The 16,940-nt window shown below is 33.8% G+C and carries 37 protein-coding genes; 1 reads left to right on the plus strand and 36 read right to left on the minus strand.

What is annotated here, in order from left to right; translation table 11 throughout:
* Positions 1 to 12: 12 nt before the first annotated feature.
* From LQ598_RS03630 to LQ598_RS03795, 36 genes are all read right to left on the minus strand, one after another.
* Positions 13 to 774, minus strand: a complete 762-nt coding sequence (locus LQ598_RS03630; protein WP_239745205.1) for a head maturation protease, ClpP-related — start codon at positions 772 to 774, stop codon at positions 13 to 15.
* Positions 774 to 1,910: a phage portal protein gene (locus LQ598_RS03635; RefSeq protein WP_239745206.1), complete on the minus strand. Its 1,137-nt coding sequence runs from the start codon at positions 1,908 to 1,910 to the stop codon at positions 774 to 776. The genes LQ598_RS03630 and LQ598_RS03635 overlap by 1 nt, the downstream gene beginning before the upstream one ends.
* 26 nt (positions 1,911 to 1,936) lie before the next feature.
* Positions 1,937 to 3,628, minus strand: a complete 1,692-nt coding sequence (locus LQ598_RS03640) for a terminase TerL endonuclease subunit (RefSeq protein ID WP_239745208.1) — start codon at positions 3,626 to 3,628, stop codon at positions 1,937 to 1,939.
* Positions 3,625 to 3,930 (minus strand): P27 family phage terminase small subunit, encoded by a 306-nt coding sequence (locus LQ598_RS03645; protein WP_239745210.1) that lies wholly within the window; start codon positions 3,928 to 3,930, stop codon positions 3,625 to 3,627. Before LQ598_RS03645 ends, LQ598_RS03640 begins: the two co-directional genes overlap by 4 nt.
* Positions 3,931 to 4,110: 180 nt before the next feature.
* Positions 4,111 to 4,446, minus strand: coding sequence for an HNH endonuclease (locus LQ598_RS03650; RefSeq protein ID WP_239745212.1), 336 nt, complete (start codon positions 4,444 to 4,446; stop codon positions 4,111 to 4,113).
* A gap of 257 nt (positions 4,447 to 4,703) precedes the next feature.
* Positions 4,704 to 5,150, minus strand: a complete 447-nt coding sequence (locus tag LQ598_RS03655; RefSeq protein ID WP_219926139.1) for a transcriptional regulator — start codon at positions 5,148 to 5,150, stop codon at positions 4,704 to 4,706.
* Positions 5,137 to 5,292, minus strand: coding sequence for a hypothetical protein (locus tag LQ598_RS03660; RefSeq protein ID WP_239745214.1), 156 nt, complete (start codon positions 5,290 to 5,292; stop codon positions 5,137 to 5,139). The genes LQ598_RS03655 and LQ598_RS03660 overlap by 14 nt, the downstream gene beginning before the upstream one ends.
* A gap of 11 nt (positions 5,293 to 5,303) precedes the next feature.
* Positions 5,304 to 5,534, minus strand: a complete 231-nt coding sequence (locus LQ598_RS03665) for a glutaredoxin family protein (RefSeq protein WP_239745215.1) — start codon at positions 5,532 to 5,534, stop codon at positions 5,304 to 5,306.
* Positions 5,535 to 5,620: 86 nt separating this feature from the next.
* Positions 5,621 to 5,791 (minus strand): hypothetical protein, encoded by a 171-nt coding sequence (locus LQ598_RS03670; RefSeq protein WP_239745216.1) that lies wholly within the window; start codon positions 5,789 to 5,791, stop codon positions 5,621 to 5,623.
* Positions 5,792 to 5,864: 73 nt separating this feature from the next.
* On the minus strand, positions 5,865 to 6,167 hold the full coding sequence (locus tag LQ598_RS03675) for a MazG-like family protein (RefSeq protein ID WP_239745217.1): 303 nt from the start codon (positions 6,165 to 6,167) through the stop codon (positions 5,865 to 5,867).
* A 45-nt stretch (positions 6,168 to 6,212) separates the two neighbouring features.
* A complete protein-coding gene (locus LQ598_RS13770) occupies positions 6,213 to 6,344 on the minus strand; it encodes a hypothetical protein (protein WP_275590089.1) in 132 nt (43 codons plus the stop codon).
* Positions 6,331 to 6,555 carry a hypothetical protein gene (locus LQ598_RS03680; protein ID WP_239745218.1) on the minus strand — a complete coding sequence of 75 codons (225 nt, stop codon included), beginning with the start codon at positions 6,553 to 6,555 and terminating at the stop codon, positions 6,331 to 6,333. The genes LQ598_RS13770 and LQ598_RS03680 overlap by 14 nt, the downstream gene beginning before the upstream one ends.
* The gene (locus LQ598_RS03685; RefSeq protein ID WP_239745219.1) at positions 6,548 to 6,748 is read right to left on the minus strand and encodes a hypothetical protein; all 201 of its coding nucleotides are present in this window, start codon (positions 6,746 to 6,748) and stop codon (positions 6,548 to 6,550) included. Before LQ598_RS03685 ends, LQ598_RS03680 begins: the two co-directional genes overlap by 8 nt.
* Complete coding sequence (locus tag LQ598_RS03690) at positions 6,735 to 7,049, minus strand: hypothetical protein (protein ID WP_239745220.1); 315 nt, start codon at positions 7,047 to 7,049, stop codon at positions 6,735 to 6,737. The genes LQ598_RS03685 and LQ598_RS03690 overlap by 14 nt, the downstream gene beginning before the upstream one ends.
* Positions 7,050 to 7,712 (minus strand): DNA cytosine methyltransferase, encoded by a 663-nt coding sequence (locus LQ598_RS03695; RefSeq protein WP_239745221.1) that lies wholly within the window; start codon positions 7,710 to 7,712, stop codon positions 7,050 to 7,052.
* 11 nt (positions 7,713 to 7,723) lie between these two features.
* Positions 7,724 to 7,945: a DUF3269 family protein gene (locus LQ598_RS03700; RefSeq protein ID WP_239745222.1), complete on the minus strand. Its 222-nt coding sequence runs from the start codon at positions 7,943 to 7,945 to the stop codon at positions 7,724 to 7,726.
* Positions 7,946 to 8,176, minus strand: a complete 231-nt coding sequence (locus LQ598_RS03705; RefSeq protein ID WP_239745224.1) for a hypothetical protein — start codon at positions 8,174 to 8,176, stop codon at positions 7,946 to 7,948. It abuts the gene before it with no gap.
* Between the two features lie 3 nt (positions 8,177 to 8,179).
* A complete protein-coding gene (locus tag LQ598_RS03710) occupies positions 8,180 to 8,617 on the minus strand; it encodes a hypothetical protein (RefSeq protein ID WP_239745225.1) in 438 nt (145 codons plus the stop codon).
* On the minus strand, positions 8,617 to 8,769 hold the full coding sequence (locus LQ598_RS03715; RefSeq protein WP_239745227.1) for a hypothetical protein: 153 nt from the start codon (positions 8,767 to 8,769) through the stop codon (positions 8,617 to 8,619). Before LQ598_RS03715 ends, LQ598_RS03710 begins: the two co-directional genes overlap by 1 nt.
* A gap of 14 nt (positions 8,770 to 8,783) precedes the next feature.
* Entirely contained in the window at positions 8,784 to 8,969 is a 186-nt protein-coding gene (locus LQ598_RS03720) for a hypothetical protein (protein ID WP_239745228.1), read from the minus strand.
* Between the two features lie 4 nt (positions 8,970 to 8,973).
* Complete coding sequence (locus tag LQ598_RS03725; RefSeq protein WP_239745229.1) at positions 8,974 to 9,378, minus strand: DUF1064 domain-containing protein; 405 nt, start codon at positions 9,376 to 9,378, stop codon at positions 8,974 to 8,976.
* Positions 9,371 to 10,039, minus strand: coding sequence for a putative HNHc nuclease (locus LQ598_RS03730; protein ID WP_239745230.1), 669 nt, complete (start codon positions 10,037 to 10,039; stop codon positions 9,371 to 9,373). The genes LQ598_RS03725 and LQ598_RS03730 overlap by 8 nt, the downstream gene beginning before the upstream one ends.
* Positions 10,008 to 10,586, minus strand: a complete 579-nt coding sequence (locus LQ598_RS03735; protein ID WP_239745231.1) for an NUMOD4 motif-containing HNH endonuclease — start codon at positions 10,584 to 10,586, stop codon at positions 10,008 to 10,010. Before LQ598_RS03735 ends, LQ598_RS03730 begins: the two co-directional genes overlap by 32 nt.
* A gap of 12 nt (positions 10,587 to 10,598) precedes the next feature.
* Positions 10,599 to 11,006 carry a single-stranded DNA-binding protein gene (locus tag LQ598_RS03740; protein WP_239745232.1) on the minus strand — a complete coding sequence of 136 codons (408 nt, stop codon included), beginning with the start codon at positions 11,004 to 11,006 and terminating at the stop codon, positions 10,599 to 10,601.
* 4 nt (positions 11,007 to 11,010) lie between these two features.
* Positions 11,011 to 11,208, minus strand: a complete 198-nt coding sequence (locus tag LQ598_RS03745; RefSeq protein WP_239745233.1) for a hypothetical protein — start codon at positions 11,206 to 11,208, stop codon at positions 11,011 to 11,013.
* Complete coding sequence (locus LQ598_RS03750; RefSeq protein ID WP_239745234.1) at positions 11,201 to 12,433, minus strand: DnaB-like helicase C-terminal domain-containing protein; 1,233 nt, start codon at positions 12,431 to 12,433, stop codon at positions 11,201 to 11,203. The genes LQ598_RS03745 and LQ598_RS03750 overlap by 8 nt, the downstream gene beginning before the upstream one ends.
* Positions 12,426 to 12,785, minus strand: coding sequence for a hypothetical protein (locus LQ598_RS03755; protein WP_239745235.1), 360 nt, complete (start codon positions 12,783 to 12,785; stop codon positions 12,426 to 12,428). The genes LQ598_RS03750 and LQ598_RS03755 overlap by 8 nt, the downstream gene beginning before the upstream one ends.
* A complete protein-coding gene (locus LQ598_RS03760) occupies positions 12,785 to 13,567 on the minus strand; it encodes a conserved phage C-terminal domain-containing protein (RefSeq protein WP_239745236.1) in 783 nt (260 codons plus the stop codon). The genes LQ598_RS03755 and LQ598_RS03760 overlap by 1 nt, the downstream gene beginning before the upstream one ends.
* Complete coding sequence (locus tag LQ598_RS03765; protein ID WP_239745237.1) at positions 13,567 to 14,181, minus strand: Sak single strand annealing protein; 615 nt, start codon at positions 14,179 to 14,181, stop codon at positions 13,567 to 13,569. The genes LQ598_RS03760 and LQ598_RS03765 overlap by 1 nt, the downstream gene beginning before the upstream one ends.
* Positions 14,174 to 14,407 (minus strand): DUF2483 family protein, encoded by a 234-nt coding sequence (locus LQ598_RS03770; protein WP_239745238.1) that lies wholly within the window; start codon positions 14,405 to 14,407, stop codon positions 14,174 to 14,176. The genes LQ598_RS03765 and LQ598_RS03770 overlap by 8 nt, the downstream gene beginning before the upstream one ends.
* Positions 14,400 to 14,657 (minus strand): hypothetical protein, encoded by a 258-nt coding sequence (locus LQ598_RS03775; protein ID WP_239745239.1) that lies wholly within the window; start codon positions 14,655 to 14,657, stop codon positions 14,400 to 14,402. Before LQ598_RS03775 ends, LQ598_RS03770 begins: the two co-directional genes overlap by 8 nt.
* A gap of 91 nt (positions 14,658 to 14,748) precedes the next feature.
* Positions 14,749 to 15,000: a hypothetical protein gene (locus LQ598_RS03780; protein WP_239745240.1), complete on the minus strand. Its 252-nt coding sequence runs from the start codon at positions 14,998 to 15,000 to the stop codon at positions 14,749 to 14,751.
* A 4-nt stretch (positions 15,001 to 15,004) separates the two neighbouring features.
* The gene (locus tag LQ598_RS03785; protein WP_239745241.1) at positions 15,005 to 15,181 is read right to left on the minus strand and encodes a hypothetical protein; all 177 of its coding nucleotides are present in this window, start codon (positions 15,179 to 15,181) and stop codon (positions 15,005 to 15,007) included.
* Positions 15,178 to 15,309 (minus strand): hypothetical protein, encoded by a 132-nt coding sequence (locus tag LQ598_RS13775; RefSeq protein ID WP_256933982.1) that lies wholly within the window; start codon positions 15,307 to 15,309, stop codon positions 15,178 to 15,180. Before LQ598_RS13775 ends, LQ598_RS03785 begins: the two co-directional genes overlap by 4 nt.
* Positions 15,310 to 15,314: 5 nt before the next feature.
* Positions 15,315 to 16,061: a phage antirepressor KilAC domain-containing protein gene (locus LQ598_RS03790; RefSeq protein ID WP_239745242.1), complete on the minus strand. Its 747-nt coding sequence runs from the start codon at positions 16,059 to 16,061 to the stop codon at positions 15,315 to 15,317.
* Between the two features lie 137 nt (positions 16,062 to 16,198).
* Positions 16,199 to 16,441, minus strand: a complete 243-nt coding sequence (locus tag LQ598_RS03795; protein ID WP_239745243.1) for a helix-turn-helix domain-containing protein — start codon at positions 16,439 to 16,441, stop codon at positions 16,199 to 16,201.
* Positions 16,442 to 16,603: 162 nt separating this feature from the next.
* Here LQ598_RS03795 and LQ598_RS03800 point away from each other — a divergent pair, with 162 nt between their 5' ends.
* Complete coding sequence (locus LQ598_RS03800) at positions 16,604 to 16,936, plus strand: helix-turn-helix transcriptional regulator (RefSeq protein ID WP_275590090.1); 333 nt, start codon at positions 16,604 to 16,606, stop codon at positions 16,934 to 16,936.
* Positions 16,937 to 16,940 lie beyond the last annotated feature (4 nt).

A 16,940-nucleotide genomic window follows, 5' to 3' on the forward strand; every position in this document is an offset into this window, starting at 1 on the left:
GTATTATTCCTCCTATAAATACCTAATTTGTTTAGGTTTTTCGTTTTTAATTTGTTTTAATAATTCATCATATTTATTTTGTAATTCTTCATATGATTGTTTGTCCGTATTGTCTTTAGCGTCTTTAGGTGTTTCAACCATCTCTTTAAGCATTTTAGGTACGTTTTTAAAGCGATTAACTTGTTCTTTATTAATTGATGCTACAGCTTGGACTGGCTCGTCTATGACGTCTACAAGCCCTAATTCGTATGCTTCACTTGCAGTTAACCAACTTTCATCGTCCATTAATGCTTTGAGATATTCTCTATCTAGTTCTGGGTTTTTTGCGATATACGAGTTGATTACTGATTCATTAATCTTTTCTAAGTCATCAGCCATCTTTCTCATATCGTTAGCATTGCCTATAGATACACTCATTGCGTTGTGTATCATCAGCATACTATTTGAAGGCATTATTACCTTATCACCAGACATTGCGATTACAGAAGCTATAGAAGCCGCTAAACCGTCAATATGAACTGTTACACTTGCTTTATGTTGTCGTAACATATTAAAAATCGCTACACCATCATAAACAGATCCACCAGGTGAATTTATGTGAACATTCAAATTGTCAACTTCGCCTAATTCTTTTATAGCGTTTCTGAATGATACAGCAGACGTATCAACGTCACTAGCACGCCAATCATCTGGCACAACTTCGCCATAAATATCAATGCGAGCTTCATTATTCGGTAACTCGATTACATTAAAAAATGTTTTTTCATTCGTCATTATTCTTTCTCACCACCTTCCACTGCATCTACACTTTGGTAGTTTTTAGTTATGAGGTATTTATCGAGTTCTGGATCATCTGCTTTTTCTTCTCCGAGTTTTACTCTTATTTCGTTACGTGTAAATGTCCCACTCGCTACCAACTTATCAATAGACTCTGCACGTTCAAAGACAGATTCCGTAGACATCGGTTGGAAGAAAATACCTTCACCTTTAATAATTTTTTCTTTCTCAAAAAACTTGATATTAAATTCATCCGTTATTTGTTTAAGGATAGGATTAACACCAAATCTCATGAAGTTTTTAGTCGCTTCTTTGGTATCTGCCATATCGCCTTTTATTAATACCGTTGGAATGTTTAAGGCAGCGGCCACTTTCTCGATATATCCATTTAAAACTTTATCTATATCATCTGTAGACGTTTTAACGCTACTTGTCGAATGTTCTTTATACTCCATGCCATCTTGTAAAGGAACAATAGCAAGTGAGTTGTTTCTAAACTGTGACGTTAATTTATCAACATAGCTTTGAACACGTTTCGTTTGTTCTTCTGATTTACCACCAATCATTTTAATTGGCATAGTTGCCCTAATTTGATTAGCGTGCATTTGATAATCAACTAAACGACCAAACAAGCTGCCGTAATCATCAAATAAACCATTTATAATGCCCGACATTTCTTCGTTAGAATATTCTAAGTAAATAACTTCACTCATTTTAAAAGTTCTATTAAACTCGAAGTCTTTCACAATGACATGCTTAAACATATTTTCATATACAGCATATTCAACTTGTTCGAAATCATCGGCGATTATAAATTCATCATCGTCAGACTTGATAATTAAAACTTCATTGTCATAAATCAATTTATAAACAACGTTTTGCCAAAATCTTGTAGAGTTCATATTTTTGTTAGCTTGATGATTCAACAAAAAAACAAGGTTATCATTCAACTTTTTATCAGTTGATATAACTTCGAATTTACTTTGACTTATTGTATTAGCAATCTTGTTGATACATATTTGTATAGCTAACTTTTTCAAGTGTATTCTACTGAAATTATCTTCGATTAAATCTAAATCATAAGACCAATCCAACATTTTATTTCTATTAAAAACTGAATCTAAGAATCCCATATTTTATTTCACACCTCCTTCTAGTCCTAAAAAACAATCTCATCTAACATGAAATCGCCGTAATCCATTTCTAATATTTCAGCCGCCTTATACATTGCGTTCACAAATGCCATGAAACCATCTGTCTTACGTTTATGTTGGTCTTTCTTAACGTATTCTTTTAAACCGTCTGGCTTTATTTGCACTAACACGTTCCATGTATACCATCGCATGAGAGGATTATCGCCATATATAATACGATTGTTAGCGAAAGCATCTTCTATTCTAGGCGCTAATAAACCATGTATTGATCTAGGACGTCTGATAATCTCTATTTCAAAACCTTCTGCTTCAAATAATGGTCTTAAGAACTCCATTTTGTAGTTATCTGCAACAATTAAATTAATGCCGTATATTTCTCGCATTTGAACAAACCAGTTAACTACGATGTTAGGGTTTATTGTAGGACCATCTAATATTGTTAAGTGACCTTGTTCAGCCCACTCATAAATCGGCGGGTTTAATTTAGCCTTAACCAAATATTCTTCTAGTGCAAAGGAGTGTGTTTTCCAAATGTATTCATTTGTTTCATTATCTTTAAATAAAATGCCACACGCTGCAAAGTCCCTTACACTTGCGTAATCTATCGCAAATACACCAGGCATACGTGTGACATCTGGAATTGGTCTATTAGTTGCTTCAAGTTCTGCTTCTGTACAAACTGACTTCTGTAAATCTTCTTCAGGATAGTTCATACGCTTCGTAACGAATTCTTCTCTATTAGAAGGATTTTCAGGTAACTCGTCATACTCTTTCTTAACTTCACTCATTAATGTACGTGCATAACGTGATAACGGCTTGTGGAACATTGGGTTAGCTTTTTGCCACATGTTCACGTCATCAATTTCTTTTGTATCATCTACACGACATATGAACGGGAAGAATCTAATGAGTTCATTTTTATTTTCACCTTCGAGAATGTTTTTGGATCGTTCTTTCAACGTGTCCATGAAACCACCACGAGTAAAGCCGTCTGTTCCGATATAAAATGTTCTGCCCCATTCAACTTTTCCAAGTCCACCACGTTTGACGTTAACCATTTTTGCGTTTTCGTATATATGCACCTCATCAAAGATGATACAACCCTCACGACCACCATCTTTTGTTTTAGCGTTCGATGTGTTGAATTTCAAAATCGATTTAGTAGTTAAGTCTTTTATTTCTGTTTTAGATAAATAAAACGGTGCATCTGGTGTGTTTTGTGTAACAAACAAATCTTGTTCGTCAATCATGTCATACACTTCATTGAATGAAGTTTTAGCTTGATCTTCTGAATTGGCTACAATTGTAATATCATACTTTTTAATGCCATGATATTTCGTCTGCATGAAATTACTTAGTGCGCTAATCAAACCATTCTTACCACCACCACGACCTAAAGTCCAAAAGTGTTCGGTAAACAAAGGTTCAATATATTCTTCTTCTAAATCTTCATCATAAAATTTGATGTATAAGAATACGAAAGCGATTAAGAATTTTTGAAATGGTTGCAATGGAAAGAAGTATTTTTCAGTATAAGCAATCGCATTATTAATCATTTCTTCATTGAAAAACAATCTTTCATCAGTCAGTATTTGTTTTTCAATAAATGCGATTAATAAAATGCGTTCTTGATTTAGAATGATTCTTCCTGACTTCCACGCTTTAATGTAATCATCAACATAAGTGTTTAATATCACAATAAATCACGAGGACTCTTTATTTCCTCAACCACTTCTGCTTTATCAAAGCCAAACGATTTTTCAATCGCTAATAACGATGTACTGATCTTATTCTTTTCCGCAACTGCTGGATTAGCTTTCAAGAACGTCTGGGAGGCATTTACGGTTTCAACCATCGTGCCATGTTCTTCAATGTTTTCATCCAACTTATAAAAAATATTGAGTAAATTAATATATCGCTCGACTTTCTCAAGTTGCACTGGATTATCTTTTTCGATTTTTGTTAGTAGATAATCTCTTATTTTCTTCTCGTTTTCCATATATACCCCCCTGACGTATACTTTTTATACCTATCTTGTTTGATTTAACACCCATTCACCGTTTAATTAGAAATTTTATTTTTGCAATTTCTTTTCCCGGGGGATATTATTTTTTTAAAAATTTACTTTTTATTTTTATACAAATTATTTTTTTAAAAAAGTTTTTTATTTTAAAATTATTTACCAACGCTCATCATTCATATACCACTCATTCTTTTTACTTTGGAAACGATCATGCTTCTTGTTATGGCATCTAATACATAAAGTTTGTAAGTTATTACTATCTAACTTTAAATGTGGATGCGTTTCAATCTCTTTAATGTGATCTATCTCCAATAGCTTTCTACCATCTTCACGCTGTTCGTATATAGTGAACTCGCCATTAGCTTTACAATGAACACATTCATATCCATCACGTTCGAGTATCTCTTTACGCTTCATACGCCACGCTTTAGTACGATAGAACTTTAACCTATTAGCTTTGATAGTGTAATCATCTTCGAATAACTTCATCATCTATTACTCCTCACTATGAGTTAGGCTCATCAGTCCAGATACATTACAACCATAATGGATCACATACCTTTCAGCTTGAGTAAGCAAAACAAAAAGGACCATACTCGATTGAGTACAGTCCGTTGATAGGTTATAGATATTAGATTACTTGTATATAAAAAGGAGATGATTGAGTATGGTTAATTGTTATCTATAACCTTTCTATGCTACTAATATAACTAACTTTATTGCGCAATTCACTAATATGGCAATTGCGTTTAGTCAAAGTGTATCCAACCAATACGTTCAGCAGTATCTCTCATGATCTGGTTACGCATACGAATAACTGAATACTGACTTAGCACTTTGTCATCTTCTCTACGCTTAGTTAACTCATGCGCTATATCTCCCCACTCGTATATAAGTAAGTCCTTCTCCCAATATCTAAAGTCAATGATACCTTTTTGTTCTGGTGTAGCTTTCTTATACACGTCCTCAATCGCTTGTATAGTAGCTTGTAAGTTACGGTACTTCATATCTTGATGTAGCTTAACTACTTCACTCTCTACTGGGTTACTCGGTATGTTTGATTTACCTCCACCTTGATTAGTATCTTCAGGTTGGTATAGTAATTCATATCGTCTATATAACAATTGTCCTTTTAAGTTCTCGTAGTTTATCCAAAATTGTTCAAGTTTTGGGATATCTTCTTTACCTAGTTTCATGTGAGTCCTCCTCATTCTGCATATCCTTAATCACGATCATTACAATCAATTCATCGTTACGCTCTATCAAGTCTTTATTTAGTTTAAGCATCCACATTGAATTAATGGCTAGTATGATTGATATAATTATCCATAATGTCATCTACTCACTCCCTATAATGTATTCACAAACGCTAAGCACTGTTCTTGTCCCATATACTTATCTTCTGCATGCTCTCTGTTGTCGATAATTGTCGGCACAGTCATGATTAAAAATCTCATCGCTAGTTCTGGTGTTTTTTCTGCATCTATATATTCTATCTCTATATCCTTCTTACTCAACGCATCTTTTACCTGCGGACACTTTGTACAGTGTGAAGTCGTGAACATGTATAATTTACTCATTTTATTATTCCTCCATTAATTTTCTGTTATCGCCATAATAATTAGCGCTAATACGATCACTACAAATATTGTTGCTGCAATTAACATTAGTAACGCCCCATTCCCGTAAACCATGTCTCTGCTTCTTTATACTTATCTGATTCATAATCTATTGGTGCATCTACGCTATCGTTCACACTCGCATACTTATATGACCTCTTAACGTATGTGTATAATGCTAATACTGATATTGATAATGTGATTAATATTAGTTTCATTTCCACTCACTCCTTATTTAGTATCTGCTTAACTCGTTCTAGGATATCTAGGTGACTTCCGCCACCCTTATCCTTACAAGTCTGCTTGCTTGATAAAACTTCCATCTTTACTCATAACTCCTGTTCTATCTTTAATCTCTCCATACGCTTGTTCTAAGCACTCCTGTAAACTCATACCATTTTGTTGAGCCAATATAACCAATGTAACGATAACGTCTCCTATACCATCTCTAAGTTCGTCTATATCATTCCTACACAACGCTGCTGCAACCTCGCCCATTTCTTCTGAACTCTTAGCATATTGTGTAAAACCATTACCTTTATCTAGTCCTTTATCTATTGACCATTGCTCAACTTGTTTAATTAACTGATCCATTTTTTCATTCTCCTCATTCATTGATTTATTCTTTGTTCTCTATATTTAGTTTTTACTTTCGATAATCTTTACAATAACTGCCGATGCACCTGCTGCTACTAACGGAATTGTTTTCTTTGCAATATCTGTTGCACCTTCTCTGATTATTTTTACAGTTGTTGGGTTAATTTTCGCCATCGTTCCCACTCCTATTCATTTGTAAGTCATATAACACATTGCCAAACTCATTCGTTGCATCTCGACTATCCATTTCAGAAAGTTCTTTTGCTAATTCTTGCTGTGCTTTGAATGATATTAGTCCTTGTTCACCATTGTGTAACTTGATATATGTTTTAATTTTACTTTCTTTATGATCTTTCCATATTTTTTCATAATTCACTTTAGCCATTCTGATCACGTTCCTTATCAATCACATTTAGTGGTTTCTTTTGTTTGTGTACTTCAATTCTATTTTCGATTCTGTTAATAATTATTGAAAAGCCATCAAAATCATCATCTTGTAAATAATCTTCTATTTCTTCTCTATTTATTGAAAATAATTGTTGTCCGTCTTGGTACATAAATGATTTAACTTCTTTCATGAGTATCAGCCTCCAACTCATCTGTATTAACACCAATATCATCTAACATATGTTGGTACTGAATATATCTAGCACTAGCATTGATAGCTAACTTACCCTTGATTAATCTAGCGAATACTTTTAACACTCTGCGATAATTTGATACATCTTCGATAAGTGAATCACGCTCACGCTTATACTGAATACTTTCTGCGACTGCTTCTTTTAACCCAGCCGTTAACTTGTCATGCGCTGTTTTATAATGATCGAGTTGTTTCTCTAACTCTGCGATTGATTCTCTTGTGTGTTTGATTGTGACCATTCAGTTAGCCTCCTTAACATCTTCATTTTCTTCTTGTGATATGTTTCTTATGTGATTGCATAATAATTTCGGTATTATTGAACGCTCAACAGAACTCTTTAATCCTTGTGTCCCCGTCCTACTTCCTCTAGGCGCTGAAACGTGACAAGGTTGTCCGTTTTTACACATAGCTTTAAAGTTTGGGTTAGGGTGATTAGTCCATATATCTGTTGGTTTCATTCGGGTATCGCCATATTGGCAATATGTTACTGTATATCTCGTTAATCCTTGCATGAAGTCCATTTTTCTTAATCCACCACGTGGGTTTTCGATAAACCAATATTTAGGCTGCAACTCTTGTATTAATCTCAATACATTTTTATTAGTTATGTCACAAAATTTAGCGTAATCTGATTTAGGTAATAAATTCCCTGTAACTTCATCTCTTGTTCTATGGTGTGATATTCCAGCTATTGAATAACTTGTACAGTCGGGTGATGCCCATATCACATCAGGTCTACCAAATTTATCTAATACTTCATCAGCAGTTAATTGTGAAATATCAGCATATAAATCTATATTTTTATGTTTTTTATCCCATTCAACACTAAAAACTTGATGTCCTTCTTCTTCAAATGATTTTCCTACCGATCTAGTACCAGCGAATAATTCTAAAATCTTCATGTGCGTCCCCCTTATACTTCAAATATGTCCATTTGTAGATTTAACTCTTGTTCTAACAATAATCCCTTATCTGCTTTAAATTGATTCAATTGACTATCCGTTAATATATGCTCTTGTTTAACAAATGGTGTCTGTGGCATACCTAGTAAAGTGTTCGTAACTTCACCAGGTATCACAGTAAACATTTTGCGTCCTTCTACGTTATATAGGTTGTATTTATCAAGTAGTCCCATTCACTCACTCATCTCCAATTCATCTACTGGTATTTTCACTGCTATTAACGAACCTTCACACTTTTTACGTTTAATCAACAAGTTCATATATGCCGTTGTTGCTAGGCGTTGTACTGTCAGAACCGTTACACCCATTTTCTCTGCACATTCTTCAGCTGTACCATGACAAATGATGTCATCACCTTTATACACAACATACTCAAATAGTTGTCCTTTCTTAGGTCTTGCCATAATCTACACCTCGCTTCTCAATCTGTTGGCAAATGATGTGTTTTCTTCCACATATTTTCTCTGTTTCTTAGTTAACGGTAAGCCTTGACGCATCATTGAAATAATATCGCTCTCACGTTCTTCAATTTGTATTTGTTCCATCGTTTTCCCTTTAGGTCTATTATTGTTATAAGGATTATCCTTAACTGCTGGTGTAATGATTGCTTCTTCCCATGACCAACCCTTATTAATGCGAGAATAAAAACCACTGTATGTTACTTTCGCTTTATGCTTATGTTCTTGATAATAATAAGATGATGATTTACTAAACTTTTCGCCATATTTATCGTTAATCATTTGGAAAATCATATCTTCTTCTGCCGTACGCTCTTTATCTCTCAACGTTATATATATTTTATATAGCATTGATGTACTGCTAGTTGGATTGATTTTGAACCCCATTATGCCCACCCCTTAAAATATGAGTAAAATAACTCATTATAATATTTACTGCGTGGTACTGGTTTGCTTTCAGCCTTCTTATAATTAACTTTCTTAGTTTTCTTTTCTGACCAGTCAATCACTGGTGCGTAATGTGCTTTTCTACCGTACATTTTCCATCTTCTCCTTAATCAACCCATAATATTTCTGGTTCGAGATTTTTTATTTTTCCATCTATTAGGTCGTACATTTTGTTCTCCGCAAGGTTTTGTACATACTGTTCCGCATCTTCTGTTGTATTAGCAGGTACTTGCATTTCAACACGTATTGTAGCTGTGGTATTTACTACTACATTTTTATATTTTCGTTCCACTGGATCACTCCTTAGCTTTCTTGCGTTCTCGTCTAACCTTTTTCAACTCGTCATAGTCTATCCAGTCTTTGCCTGTATACTTAGGTGCTTTACATATCCACGTAAGTTCTACGTCTTGATATTTGTATCTGAATAACTTAGCTTTTAATTTAGCTGTTTCAGTTGCCATTCCTTTTACGTCTATGACTTCGATTAGTTCACCATTCTTCCATAATGCAAAATCTGCTATATATTCTGTTTTACGCTGCTTATCTAATTTAGGTATCAACTCATATCTTGGCTGTACCTCTATTCGGTCAAACTTGCCTACGTTGATTTGTTTCTCTAGGAATTTGTAAAATTCACATTCAACCGTGCTATCAAACGTTATCCCGTTATATTCAACTTTCTTAGCGTTGTATTTACTCAAGTTTTCCACCCTTTAACATTTTATTTAGACGCTCATCCACCGACACCCACGAGTCTTTTAGGTGGTATTTAGCATTGAAGCTATCCATTCCCATGTTGTGCTGCGTCTGATGATGCGAATGGCATAATGCCAACACTTTGTTATCTGTATGATCTATTTTTCGTCTGTTCCGTCCTCTACCGACTGCGTGATAATGTGCGAGTTCTGAATTGGGTTTCCCGCATATCACACACTTTCGATGCACCGTAGCTAGATACAAGAACGTTTGGTCATTTTTCATCAAGTCGCTTGTCTTATAATTCAGTGGTATGTCATTTTGAAACACCCACGCAGTTATTACATCAATTAGTTCGCTAGCTATATGTCTTGTCGTATCTGTTAAACTAATTGGTTCATATCCTTTTATCATTTCTAAGTAGAATTGAAATTGTTGTCTTAAATCTCCTTGTGGTTGACCAGTGAATAAGTAAATGTCATTCAGTAATGCAAATATCTTCTTACGTTGTTGTATCGTTATTTTCTTGCCGTCTATCACTTCTAAGCTCACATCTAACGGATAACCGTTATCTATCATACGCAACGAATCGCTATCTAACGCAACGTTGCGTACAACTACATCAAAACTATTATTATTGTTCTTGTATTTGTCTATATACATCATCAAAATCAACTCTTTCAGCTATATAAGGGTTGCCAGATTTGTCGAAAATATTTATACCTTTATTAAAATGCTCGCTAATGTAATTGTGTCTCTGTCCTAAATATCCACTTGCTAATCGTTGATTTAGAAAGTACTTTTCTTCACCATTTAATGTATTAATTAATTTGATTCTTTTTGAACTTTTATTCAAATTATTTCTATGCGCATGAAGATTGTTTTCAGCGATTGTACACCACTCTAAATTCTCTGATTTATTATCACTAGGGTTACCATTTATATGATTTATACAATCTTTATTAGGTACTTTTGGTATAAATGCTGATGCAACTAATCTGTGTATAAAAAAATCATGTGTTTTTCCGTCTTTCCACAAACTAACTCTTTTGTGTTTTCTTTTTATGTCTTTTCCTTTTAATATTTTTTCTTTTAATAACCTTGATGTCCCGTCACTTCTTTTGGTTTTATAAGTTAATCTTTTAACCCTTCCATGATCACTAACTTCATAAATACCTTCGTAGCCCACAACATCTTTCCAAATTTCTGTCATATAATCACCTCATCAAAATGGTAAATCATTTTTATTCACTTCTGGTTCTGAATTAGCGAATGGACTAGTAGCTTGTTGTTTAGGCGCTGCCTGTCCTTGATTGCTACCTTTTTTCTCAACGAATGTTATATCTCTTACAACTAAATCATTCGTATACACCTTTTGACCTTGTTTATTATCATAGCTACCTGACTGCCAACGCCCACTTATTCCGATTTTGTTACCTTTACTAAAGTGTTTTGATAGCATTGTTGCTTTATTTCCAAATGCGATGCAAGGGATGAAATCACTCTCATATTCACCTGTTTGCTTATCTTTGAATTGTCTTTGTACTGCCACCATAAAACTCGCTACGTTACCTTCTTGTCCTTTTAATTCAATATCTTTCACTAGATTACCCATAATATTTACACTATTCATTTTGTCATTTCTCCATTTCGTCATATATTTTATTTTTTACTTCATCGTAATTGTCTAGCTCATTTATTAGTCCGTTACCGATCATTTCTTTCATTGTTACGCCAAACTTTAAGTAGTAACCTTTCACAAGTGGATTTCTCTCGTTCTTATATAGATTTCTAGCGAGTTCTAAAGCTCTTTCTACCGTAAACACCTTACGCATCTAAGAACCTCTGTATAGGCTTGTAGAAGTCTAGTTTGACTGTTCCTACTTGACCATCTTTATTTTTAGCTACAATACACTCAACCTCTGATTTACCAAACGAGTCAGGAACTTCTGGTTGGTTGTAGTAATCATCACGATAAAGTAGCATAATCACATCGCCATCTTGTTCAAGTCCTCCCGCTTCTTTTAAGTCAGACATCATAGGTCGTTTGTCATTTCTATGTTCCACGCCCCTACTTAATTGTGCTAATGCAATGATGATTGCGTTCGTTTCTTTCGCTAGTATTTTTAATTCTCTTGAGATTGTTTCCACTTCTAATCGTCTATCTTTAAAGTTTCCATCAGCCTTCATAAGCTGAACATAGTCAATGATTACTACATTCTGTTTGTCGTTATTCGATATAATGTTTCTAATCTTCTGTGGCGTTATATTATTGTTATCTAATATTTTGAAATCTAATTTTTCATATATACCTATCTGGTCAATCACTTTTTCAATATCTTCATCAGTTAATAAGTCGGCATTTTTAAACTTATGAAGCTGAACCTTCGATAATGATGAAAGTAATCTGTCGGTTATTTTGCGCTCGTTCGTTTCGAGTGAAACAAATGTTACTGCACATCCACTGATAGCGAAGTTAGTACCTAAATTTATCGCTAAAGCAGTCTTACCAGCGCTTGGCCTTGCGCCAATCATATTTAACTGTCCTGGTTGGAATCCGTCGATCAATGAATCTAAGTTGTTGAATCCAGTTTTTAATATATTCGGTTTCGTATTTCCCATTAAGTCGTCCATAACGCTTAATAGAGTATCTTTTTTGCCATCCTTTTCTTTTATAACCAATTCGTCCATAGACTTCATTACATCGTCCATATGAGCTTTATTTTGCAAATTAGGACTATTCTTATATAATTCTATCGCTTTGATTCGTTCTCTTTGCTTATACGCTTCTAAAACATCATGTTGATATTGGTCAAAGAATACTTTTGCGATTAAATCTTCATCAAGTAACATCCTTACTCTTTCTGGACTAATGAAGTCATTAGGATGTGCTTTAGCTTTAGCGTACAATCCATGCTTATCAGCTTTGCCTTCACGTTTGAAATATTGAATACATAGTTTTAACTCGTAATCTTCAAACATATCTTCTGTTAAAGCTAATTTGGTATATAAGTCTGGATATTGGATTAAAGAGGCGATAACTAAATCTTCGTTATTCATCATTGTCACCTGCCTTTAACCTAGCCATCATCTGTTGCATACGTTTTAAATTTTCTTCTCTACGCTTACGTTTTTCTGGGTCTTTCATTTCTTCTTGCACGATTTGTTTATCTCTCTCAATTTTCTTTTTATAATCATCTGCAGGATTATATTCATCTTTAACTAAGAAATCACTTATGGTTGGTGGATATTTATTGTTTTCAATATATTTATTTAATTTATACTTAGTTTTTTCGTAGTTACCTTTTTCTACAATATCTATCCATGTAATAGCTTTTTCTTTAGTAAAATTAATGTTGTTGAATACCGTTGCGATTAACTTAACTATTTCGTTAGCTTCTTCTCTGGTCATTACAACACCTCATCAAATAACTTTTCTTCATCATTAGGATTACGATTAGATGGTTTAGTTTTTTCATCTTGATTAAGATATTTATCAAAGTTAGATCCTCTAAATAATGTTGATGGTTGTAAATAACTTTTCATCTTGTCATCATTAATCCATTCATTAGTTTTTATATCTATTACTTTCATAAAGTCATCTAACTTATATCCTTCATTGAATCTAGCTTTTATTAGTTTTCTATTAGATACAGATTTATAACTAAACCTCTTATTAACTTTCTTATTAAGGTATTCAATAATGGTTTTATAAGGTGTTGCGTCAGATTCATCTGACATATTAATATTCTCTGTAGTAATCTCTGTAGTAATCTCTGTTAAGGATTTGCTAGTTTCTTCACTATCCATTGTTAAGTTTCTTAACTTTCCATTGTTAAGTTTCTTAACTATCCAGTCTTGTAGCGTGTTCAAGTCTATTTTGTAGTGTAAAGTTGGTGCGCCATTAGCTTTTTTAAGTGCTGTATCGACTATATTTAACTCTTTTAATTTATCGGTAGATCTTCTGACTTGATACTTCGATAAATGCAATTCTTCTTCCCACTCTTTATACGATTTGTAAAAATAACCATCATTTCTTTTTGTTCTATCCGACCAATAAACCATTTGATTTAATAAAGCCGCTGTCGGATAATCTTTAGTTATTTCTAAATAGATTACTGGTATTGGGATAACATTACTTTGACCACTAAATTTAGTTATTATTGAAGCTATATAATTTCTATTGCTTGCCATCAATTATCACCTCGTTTGCTATCAATCAACACATTCAATTGCTTAATCATTGGATTAATTTGTGCCTCCGTTATTGAGTCATAATCAGTTATTTTCAGCCATTGCATAACTTTCTGTTCGCTTGCATCATCGCCACCAATTTCAACTGCTTGTTTGATTTTGTCTTGCAAGTCTTTAATGTGTTCTAGCTTAGCTTTAGGTGACTCTGGCATTTCTTCACCGTTATAAATGTAGAGTCCTAATCCATGTAGTGCTGCTGCTTTAACAAAACAACGCTTATGAGCTTTATTGATGTCAAATGTAGTTGCAGAACCTTTTGGTAACGATTTGTTCTTAAAGTCTAATACTGGCAGTAATTCAGTTTCAGTTTTACCTTTGACAGTCACGGATACTTGTACAAAATATCCTTCTGGTGTAGCAAGATATGGTACAAAAACTTGTTCGTTTGCGATGTCTGGATGTGGGAATGTGTGAGTTTCTATTTTGTAGTCTGGATCAACTGATTTTAGTTGTTGATGCGCCCATGACCATGACAGATAACTCAACCCGTTCTTCTTCTCTATGTGTTCATTTACGTTCATTTCGTTTAATTGATTAAATAATGATTCAGTCAATTTCCATTTCCTCCTCTATGTCTATATCGACGTGTGTATGCTTTATAACGCTATGGTTAGTTAAGTCGATAGATAAGTCCTCTATACCTGTAAACGCTCGAGCATCGCCTTTATATGTCGAATACTTAATAGTTGGCACGTTACTTGTTGGTTTGTTCGTCACCCATAGATATTCTTCTTTGAATTTGATTAGATATGTGATAGTCTCTTTGCGTTTCTCACTCATCTGTAATCAACCTTTCACCAGTGATGACATCTTTCATATACTCGAATGTGCGCATTATATGTGCATCACTATGCCATTCGTAAATTGTGAGTGACTTGTTATGGTAATCATATCTATCATCAAAATGTGCAACGATTATTCCAAACTGTCCGTCATCAAAAATCTTAGTCATAACATCAACTTCTGAGTCGGAATAAATTTGCTTAATGATTAGATCCGATGCTAAATTTGCTAATCTACTTTTATCCATACTTGACGACCTCCTGTATTTAGTTGTATTCTTTAAGTAATTAAATTTAGTAATATTTTCGACTCTTACTGTCTGCAAACAGTAGGAGTTTTTATATTGTTAATTGAAAATTTTCTTCCATACCATACTTAACTAAGAATTTTTGTTTGTTCATTATTTCGCTTTTAGCAACGAATGATGACAAACGTTTAACTTCATCAACAATTAGTACATAAGGCTCGTTGAACCATTCAACGATTGGATAAATTGATTCATCACTTTCGACAGTTCCGACTTGCGTGCAAACTTCATTATCAAAAATTAATTCATTTTCTAAATTACGATTAATTGAAATTACTTTCATATTATTACTCCTCCATTTCCTTCAAACTTTCGTCCCACATTGCAAACGCTATGCCTGTTACTAACCACATCAATAATGAATGTTCAACTGGTGTTGTACTGAACGATGCTATGATGAAGAACTCGACTACTACTAACAATGTAAGCATCGGATATTTTAATATGTTCCAAGTTGTTGTCATTTCTTATCCCTCCTTGTATTCCAGATTAGTAGCACTTGCTCGATGATTTCTTTATCCGTTACGACAAACCCTTTTGTCTCAAATGGTGTGCCGTCTTTACGAAAACATTCAACTTTGTAATCTTTCATGGTAATCACTCCTTATCATTAAGAAATTTATTAATGAAATATTGTTGACCTTTTCCAGTAATCTTTGTTGTTCTAGTAATTTGACTTGAACCGTCTGGGTTATTAATTGTTCTCTTTTTGATATCCATGATTTCTAAATCAGCGCTTCTTTGTGTTGGTAAGTTGTAATTCTCACCTTTTTGTTTAATGAGATAACCGTTATCTCTTAACCACTCGAATAATCGGTTTTGTCCAATATCTACACCATTTTGTTTAAGTAATTTTGCTAACTCTCCTACGAGAATGGAACTCGTGCTTCCTGCTACTGAATCAGCGAATAACACTTTCGGTTTGTCACGTTCAATTTGTAGCTGTAATTGTTTGTTTGTGTTGTTTGCGATTTTTAATGCTCGTTGCATTATCATTTCAGGACTATTCCATGCTTTTTCAATTTGAATGAAATACTGTCTGGCTTGTTTACCTTTTTCGCTTCTTTGGATCATTGCTATTTCTTTTGCTGTATCTAAAGTTAGTGCGTGGTCTGTCACGAATTGAAAACCACCATTTGCGATTGGACAATTTTGTCCAACTGTAGAATAATCAACATTTTTTTCGAAACCATACTCACTCATTCTTTCGAACCATTTCTTATAAGGTGTTTTAACTTCTAAAGCTCTGTGCAACTCTCGACCACTTACTGCGATTTCTCCGTTCTCTTTCTCTTGAATATTGAACATTTGCCCAATGGCATTTTTAGTTTGCAAATCTTGCATCCTGCTTCCTCCTGTTCTCTCATCAGCACCCACATACAACATTTAGTTATCGCAATGACCATTTAATGTATTTTGGTGTGGCTCATATCATCGCCGACTCTCGCTCGTAAATGCTCTATGTGAGTGCTGAATTTGTTTTACTTATTAATGTAATTCGGTTTTTCCGAATCGACACCTAAAAAAATATTTGCTACTTTAATATCTAACGCTACTGCTAATTTCTCAACTGTGGAATATTTAGCGTTGTGTAAGTTCGCTACGTCTTTTTCATAGTTGATGATCGTGCGTTCTGTAACGCCTGTCATTTCTGATAGTTTACTTTGACTGTAACCTCTTAACGCTCTCCACTGTCTTAATGTCAAAACTGTTTGCTCGTTCATTTCTGTATCACCTCGCTTGTCTTGATTACTATATTACATTACGGCTTTTCCGAAGTCAAGACTTTTATATCATTTTTTCCGAAAATTAATTTCGGTAAAACTGTTTTCTTTTTCATGCTTTAGTGTATAATATAGGTATAAACTAATTAGGAGTGATGAAAAATGTTCAGTGAGAATCTAAAATATTTGCGACAGAAACATAATATGGAACAAATCGACTTAGCGCATAAGTTAGGAAGAAAGAGTGCATCCAGTATTAGTGAATGGGAAAAAGGAAAATATACACCTAAGATGAAAACCCTAACTGAAATCTCTACATTATTTAATGTGAACATTGATGATTTAATGACGAAAGATTTACGATTAGATAACGATAGTTACAAACCAACTACGATTGCAGCACATCTTGATGGAGAAGTTGATGACCTTAATGAAGATGAAATGCAAAAAGTATTAGAATATGTGAAATTTTTGAAATCACAACAAGGGAAATAGCATC

Origin of the sequence: Mammaliicoccus sp. F-M27, assembly GCF_022387115.1 — a bacterium.
Classification (GTDB): Bacteria; Bacillota; Bacilli; order Staphylococcales; family Staphylococcaceae; genus Mammaliicoccus; species Mammaliicoccus vitulinus.

Coding starts and splice junctions, on each gene's coding strand:
- LQ598_RS03630 (WP_239745205.1), bottom strand. CDS start 774: ATGACGAATGAAAAAACATTTTTTAATGTAATCGAGTTACCGAATAAT.
- LQ598_RS03635 (WP_239745206.1), bottom strand. CDS start 1,910: ATGGGATTCTTAGATTCAGTTTTTAATAGAAATAAAATGTTGGATTGG.
- LQ598_RS03645 (WP_239745210.1), bottom strand. CDS start 3,930: ATGGAAAACGAGAAGAAAATAAGAGATTATCTACTAACAAAAATCGAA.
- LQ598_RS03650 (WP_239745212.1), bottom strand. CDS start 4,446: ATGATGAAGTTATTCGAAGATGATTACACTATCAAAGCTAATAGGTTA.
- LQ598_RS03655 (WP_219926139.1), bottom strand. CDS start 5,150: ATGAAACTAGGTAAAGAAGATATCCCAAAACTTGAACAATTTTGGATA.
- LQ598_RS03660 (WP_239745214.1), bottom strand. CDS start 5,292: ATGACATTATGGATAATTATATCAATCATACTAGCCATTAATTCAATG.
- LQ598_RS03665 (WP_239745215.1), bottom strand. CDS start 5,534: ATGAGTAAATTATACATGTTCACGACTTCACACTGTACAAAGTGTCCG.
- LQ598_RS03670 (WP_239745216.1), bottom strand. CDS start 5,791: ATGAAACTAATATTAATCACATTATCAATATCAGTATTAGCATTATAC.
- LQ598_RS03675 (WP_239745217.1), bottom strand. CDS start 6,167: ATGGATCAGTTAATTAAACAAGTTGAGCAATGGTCAATAGATAAAGGA.
- LQ598_RS13770 (WP_275590089.1), bottom strand. CDS start 6,344: ATGGCGAAAATTAACCCAACAACTGTAAAAATAATCAGAGAAGGTGCA.
- LQ598_RS03680 (WP_239745218.1), bottom strand. CDS start 6,555: ATGGCTAAAGTGAATTATGAAAAAATATGGAAAGATCATAAAGAAAGT.
- LQ598_RS03685 (WP_239745219.1), bottom strand. CDS start 6,748: ATGAAAGAAGTTAAATCATTTATGTACCAAGACGGACAACAATTATTT.
- LQ598_RS03690 (WP_239745220.1), bottom strand. CDS start 7,049: ATGGTCACAATCAAACACACAAGAGAATCAATCGCAGAGTTAGAGAAA.
- LQ598_RS03695 (WP_239745221.1), bottom strand. CDS start 7,712: ATGAAGATTTTAGAATTATTCGCTGGTACTAGATCGGTAGGAAAATCA.
- LQ598_RS03700 (WP_239745222.1), bottom strand. CDS start 7,945: ATGGGACTACTTGATAAATACAACCTATATAACGTAGAAGGACGCAAA.
- LQ598_RS03705 (WP_239745224.1), bottom strand. CDS start 8,176: ATGGCAAGACCTAAGAAAGGACAACTATTTGAGTATGTTGTGTATAAA.
- LQ598_RS03710 (WP_239745225.1), bottom strand. CDS start 8,617: ATGGGGTTCAAAATCAATCCAACTAGCAGTACATCAATGCTATATAAA.
- LQ598_RS03715 (WP_239745227.1), bottom strand. CDS start 8,769: ATGTACGGTAGAAAAGCACATTACGCACCAGTGATTGACTGGTCAGAA.
- LQ598_RS03730 (WP_239745230.1), bottom strand. CDS start 10,039: ATGATGTATATAGACAAATACAAGAACAATAATAATAGTTTTGATGTA.
- LQ598_RS03735 (WP_239745231.1), bottom strand. CDS start 10,586: ATGACAGAAATTTGGAAAGATGTTGTGGGCTACGAAGGTATTTATGAA.
- LQ598_RS03740 (WP_239745232.1), bottom strand. CDS start 11,006: ATGAATAGTGTAAATATTATGGGTAATCTAGTGAAAGATATTGAATTA.
- LQ598_RS03745 (WP_239745233.1), bottom strand. CDS start 11,208: ATGCGTAAGGTGTTTACGGTAGAAAGAGCTTTAGAACTCGCTAGAAAT.
- LQ598_RS03750 (WP_239745234.1), bottom strand. CDS start 12,433: ATGAATAACGAAGATTTAGTTATCGCCTCTTTAATCCAATATCCAGAC.
- LQ598_RS03755 (WP_239745235.1), bottom strand. CDS start 12,785: ATGACCAGAGAAGAAGCTAACGAAATAGTTAAGTTAATCGCAACGGTA.
- LQ598_RS03760 (WP_239745236.1), bottom strand. CDS start 13,567: ATGGCAAGCAATAGAAATTATATAGCTTCAATAATAACTAAATTTAGT.
- LQ598_RS03770 (WP_239745238.1), bottom strand. CDS start 14,407: ATGAGTGAGAAACGCAAAGAGACTATCACATATCTAATCAAATTCAAA.
- LQ598_RS03775 (WP_239745239.1), bottom strand. CDS start 14,657: ATGGATAAAAGTAGATTAGCAAATTTAGCATCGGATCTAATCATTAAG.
- LQ598_RS03780 (WP_239745240.1), bottom strand. CDS start 15,000: ATGAAAGTAATTTCAATTAATCGTAATTTAGAAAATGAATTAATTTTT.
- LQ598_RS03785 (WP_239745241.1), bottom strand. CDS start 15,181: ATGACAACAACTTGGAACATATTAAAATATCCGATGCTTACATTGTTA.
- LQ598_RS13775 (WP_256933982.1), bottom strand. CDS start 15,309: ATGAAAGATTACAAAGTTGAATGTTTTCGTAAAGACGGCACACCATTT.
- LQ598_RS03790 (WP_239745242.1), bottom strand. CDS start 16,061: ATGCAAGATTTGCAAACTAAAAATGCCATTGGGCAAATGTTCAATATT.
- LQ598_RS03795 (WP_239745243.1), bottom strand. CDS start 16,441: ATGAACGAGCAAACAGTTTTGACATTAAGACAGTGGAGAGCGTTAAGA.
- LQ598_RS03800 (WP_275590090.1), top strand. CDS start 16,604: ATGTTCAGTGAGAATCTAAAATATTTGCGACAGAAACATAATATGGAA.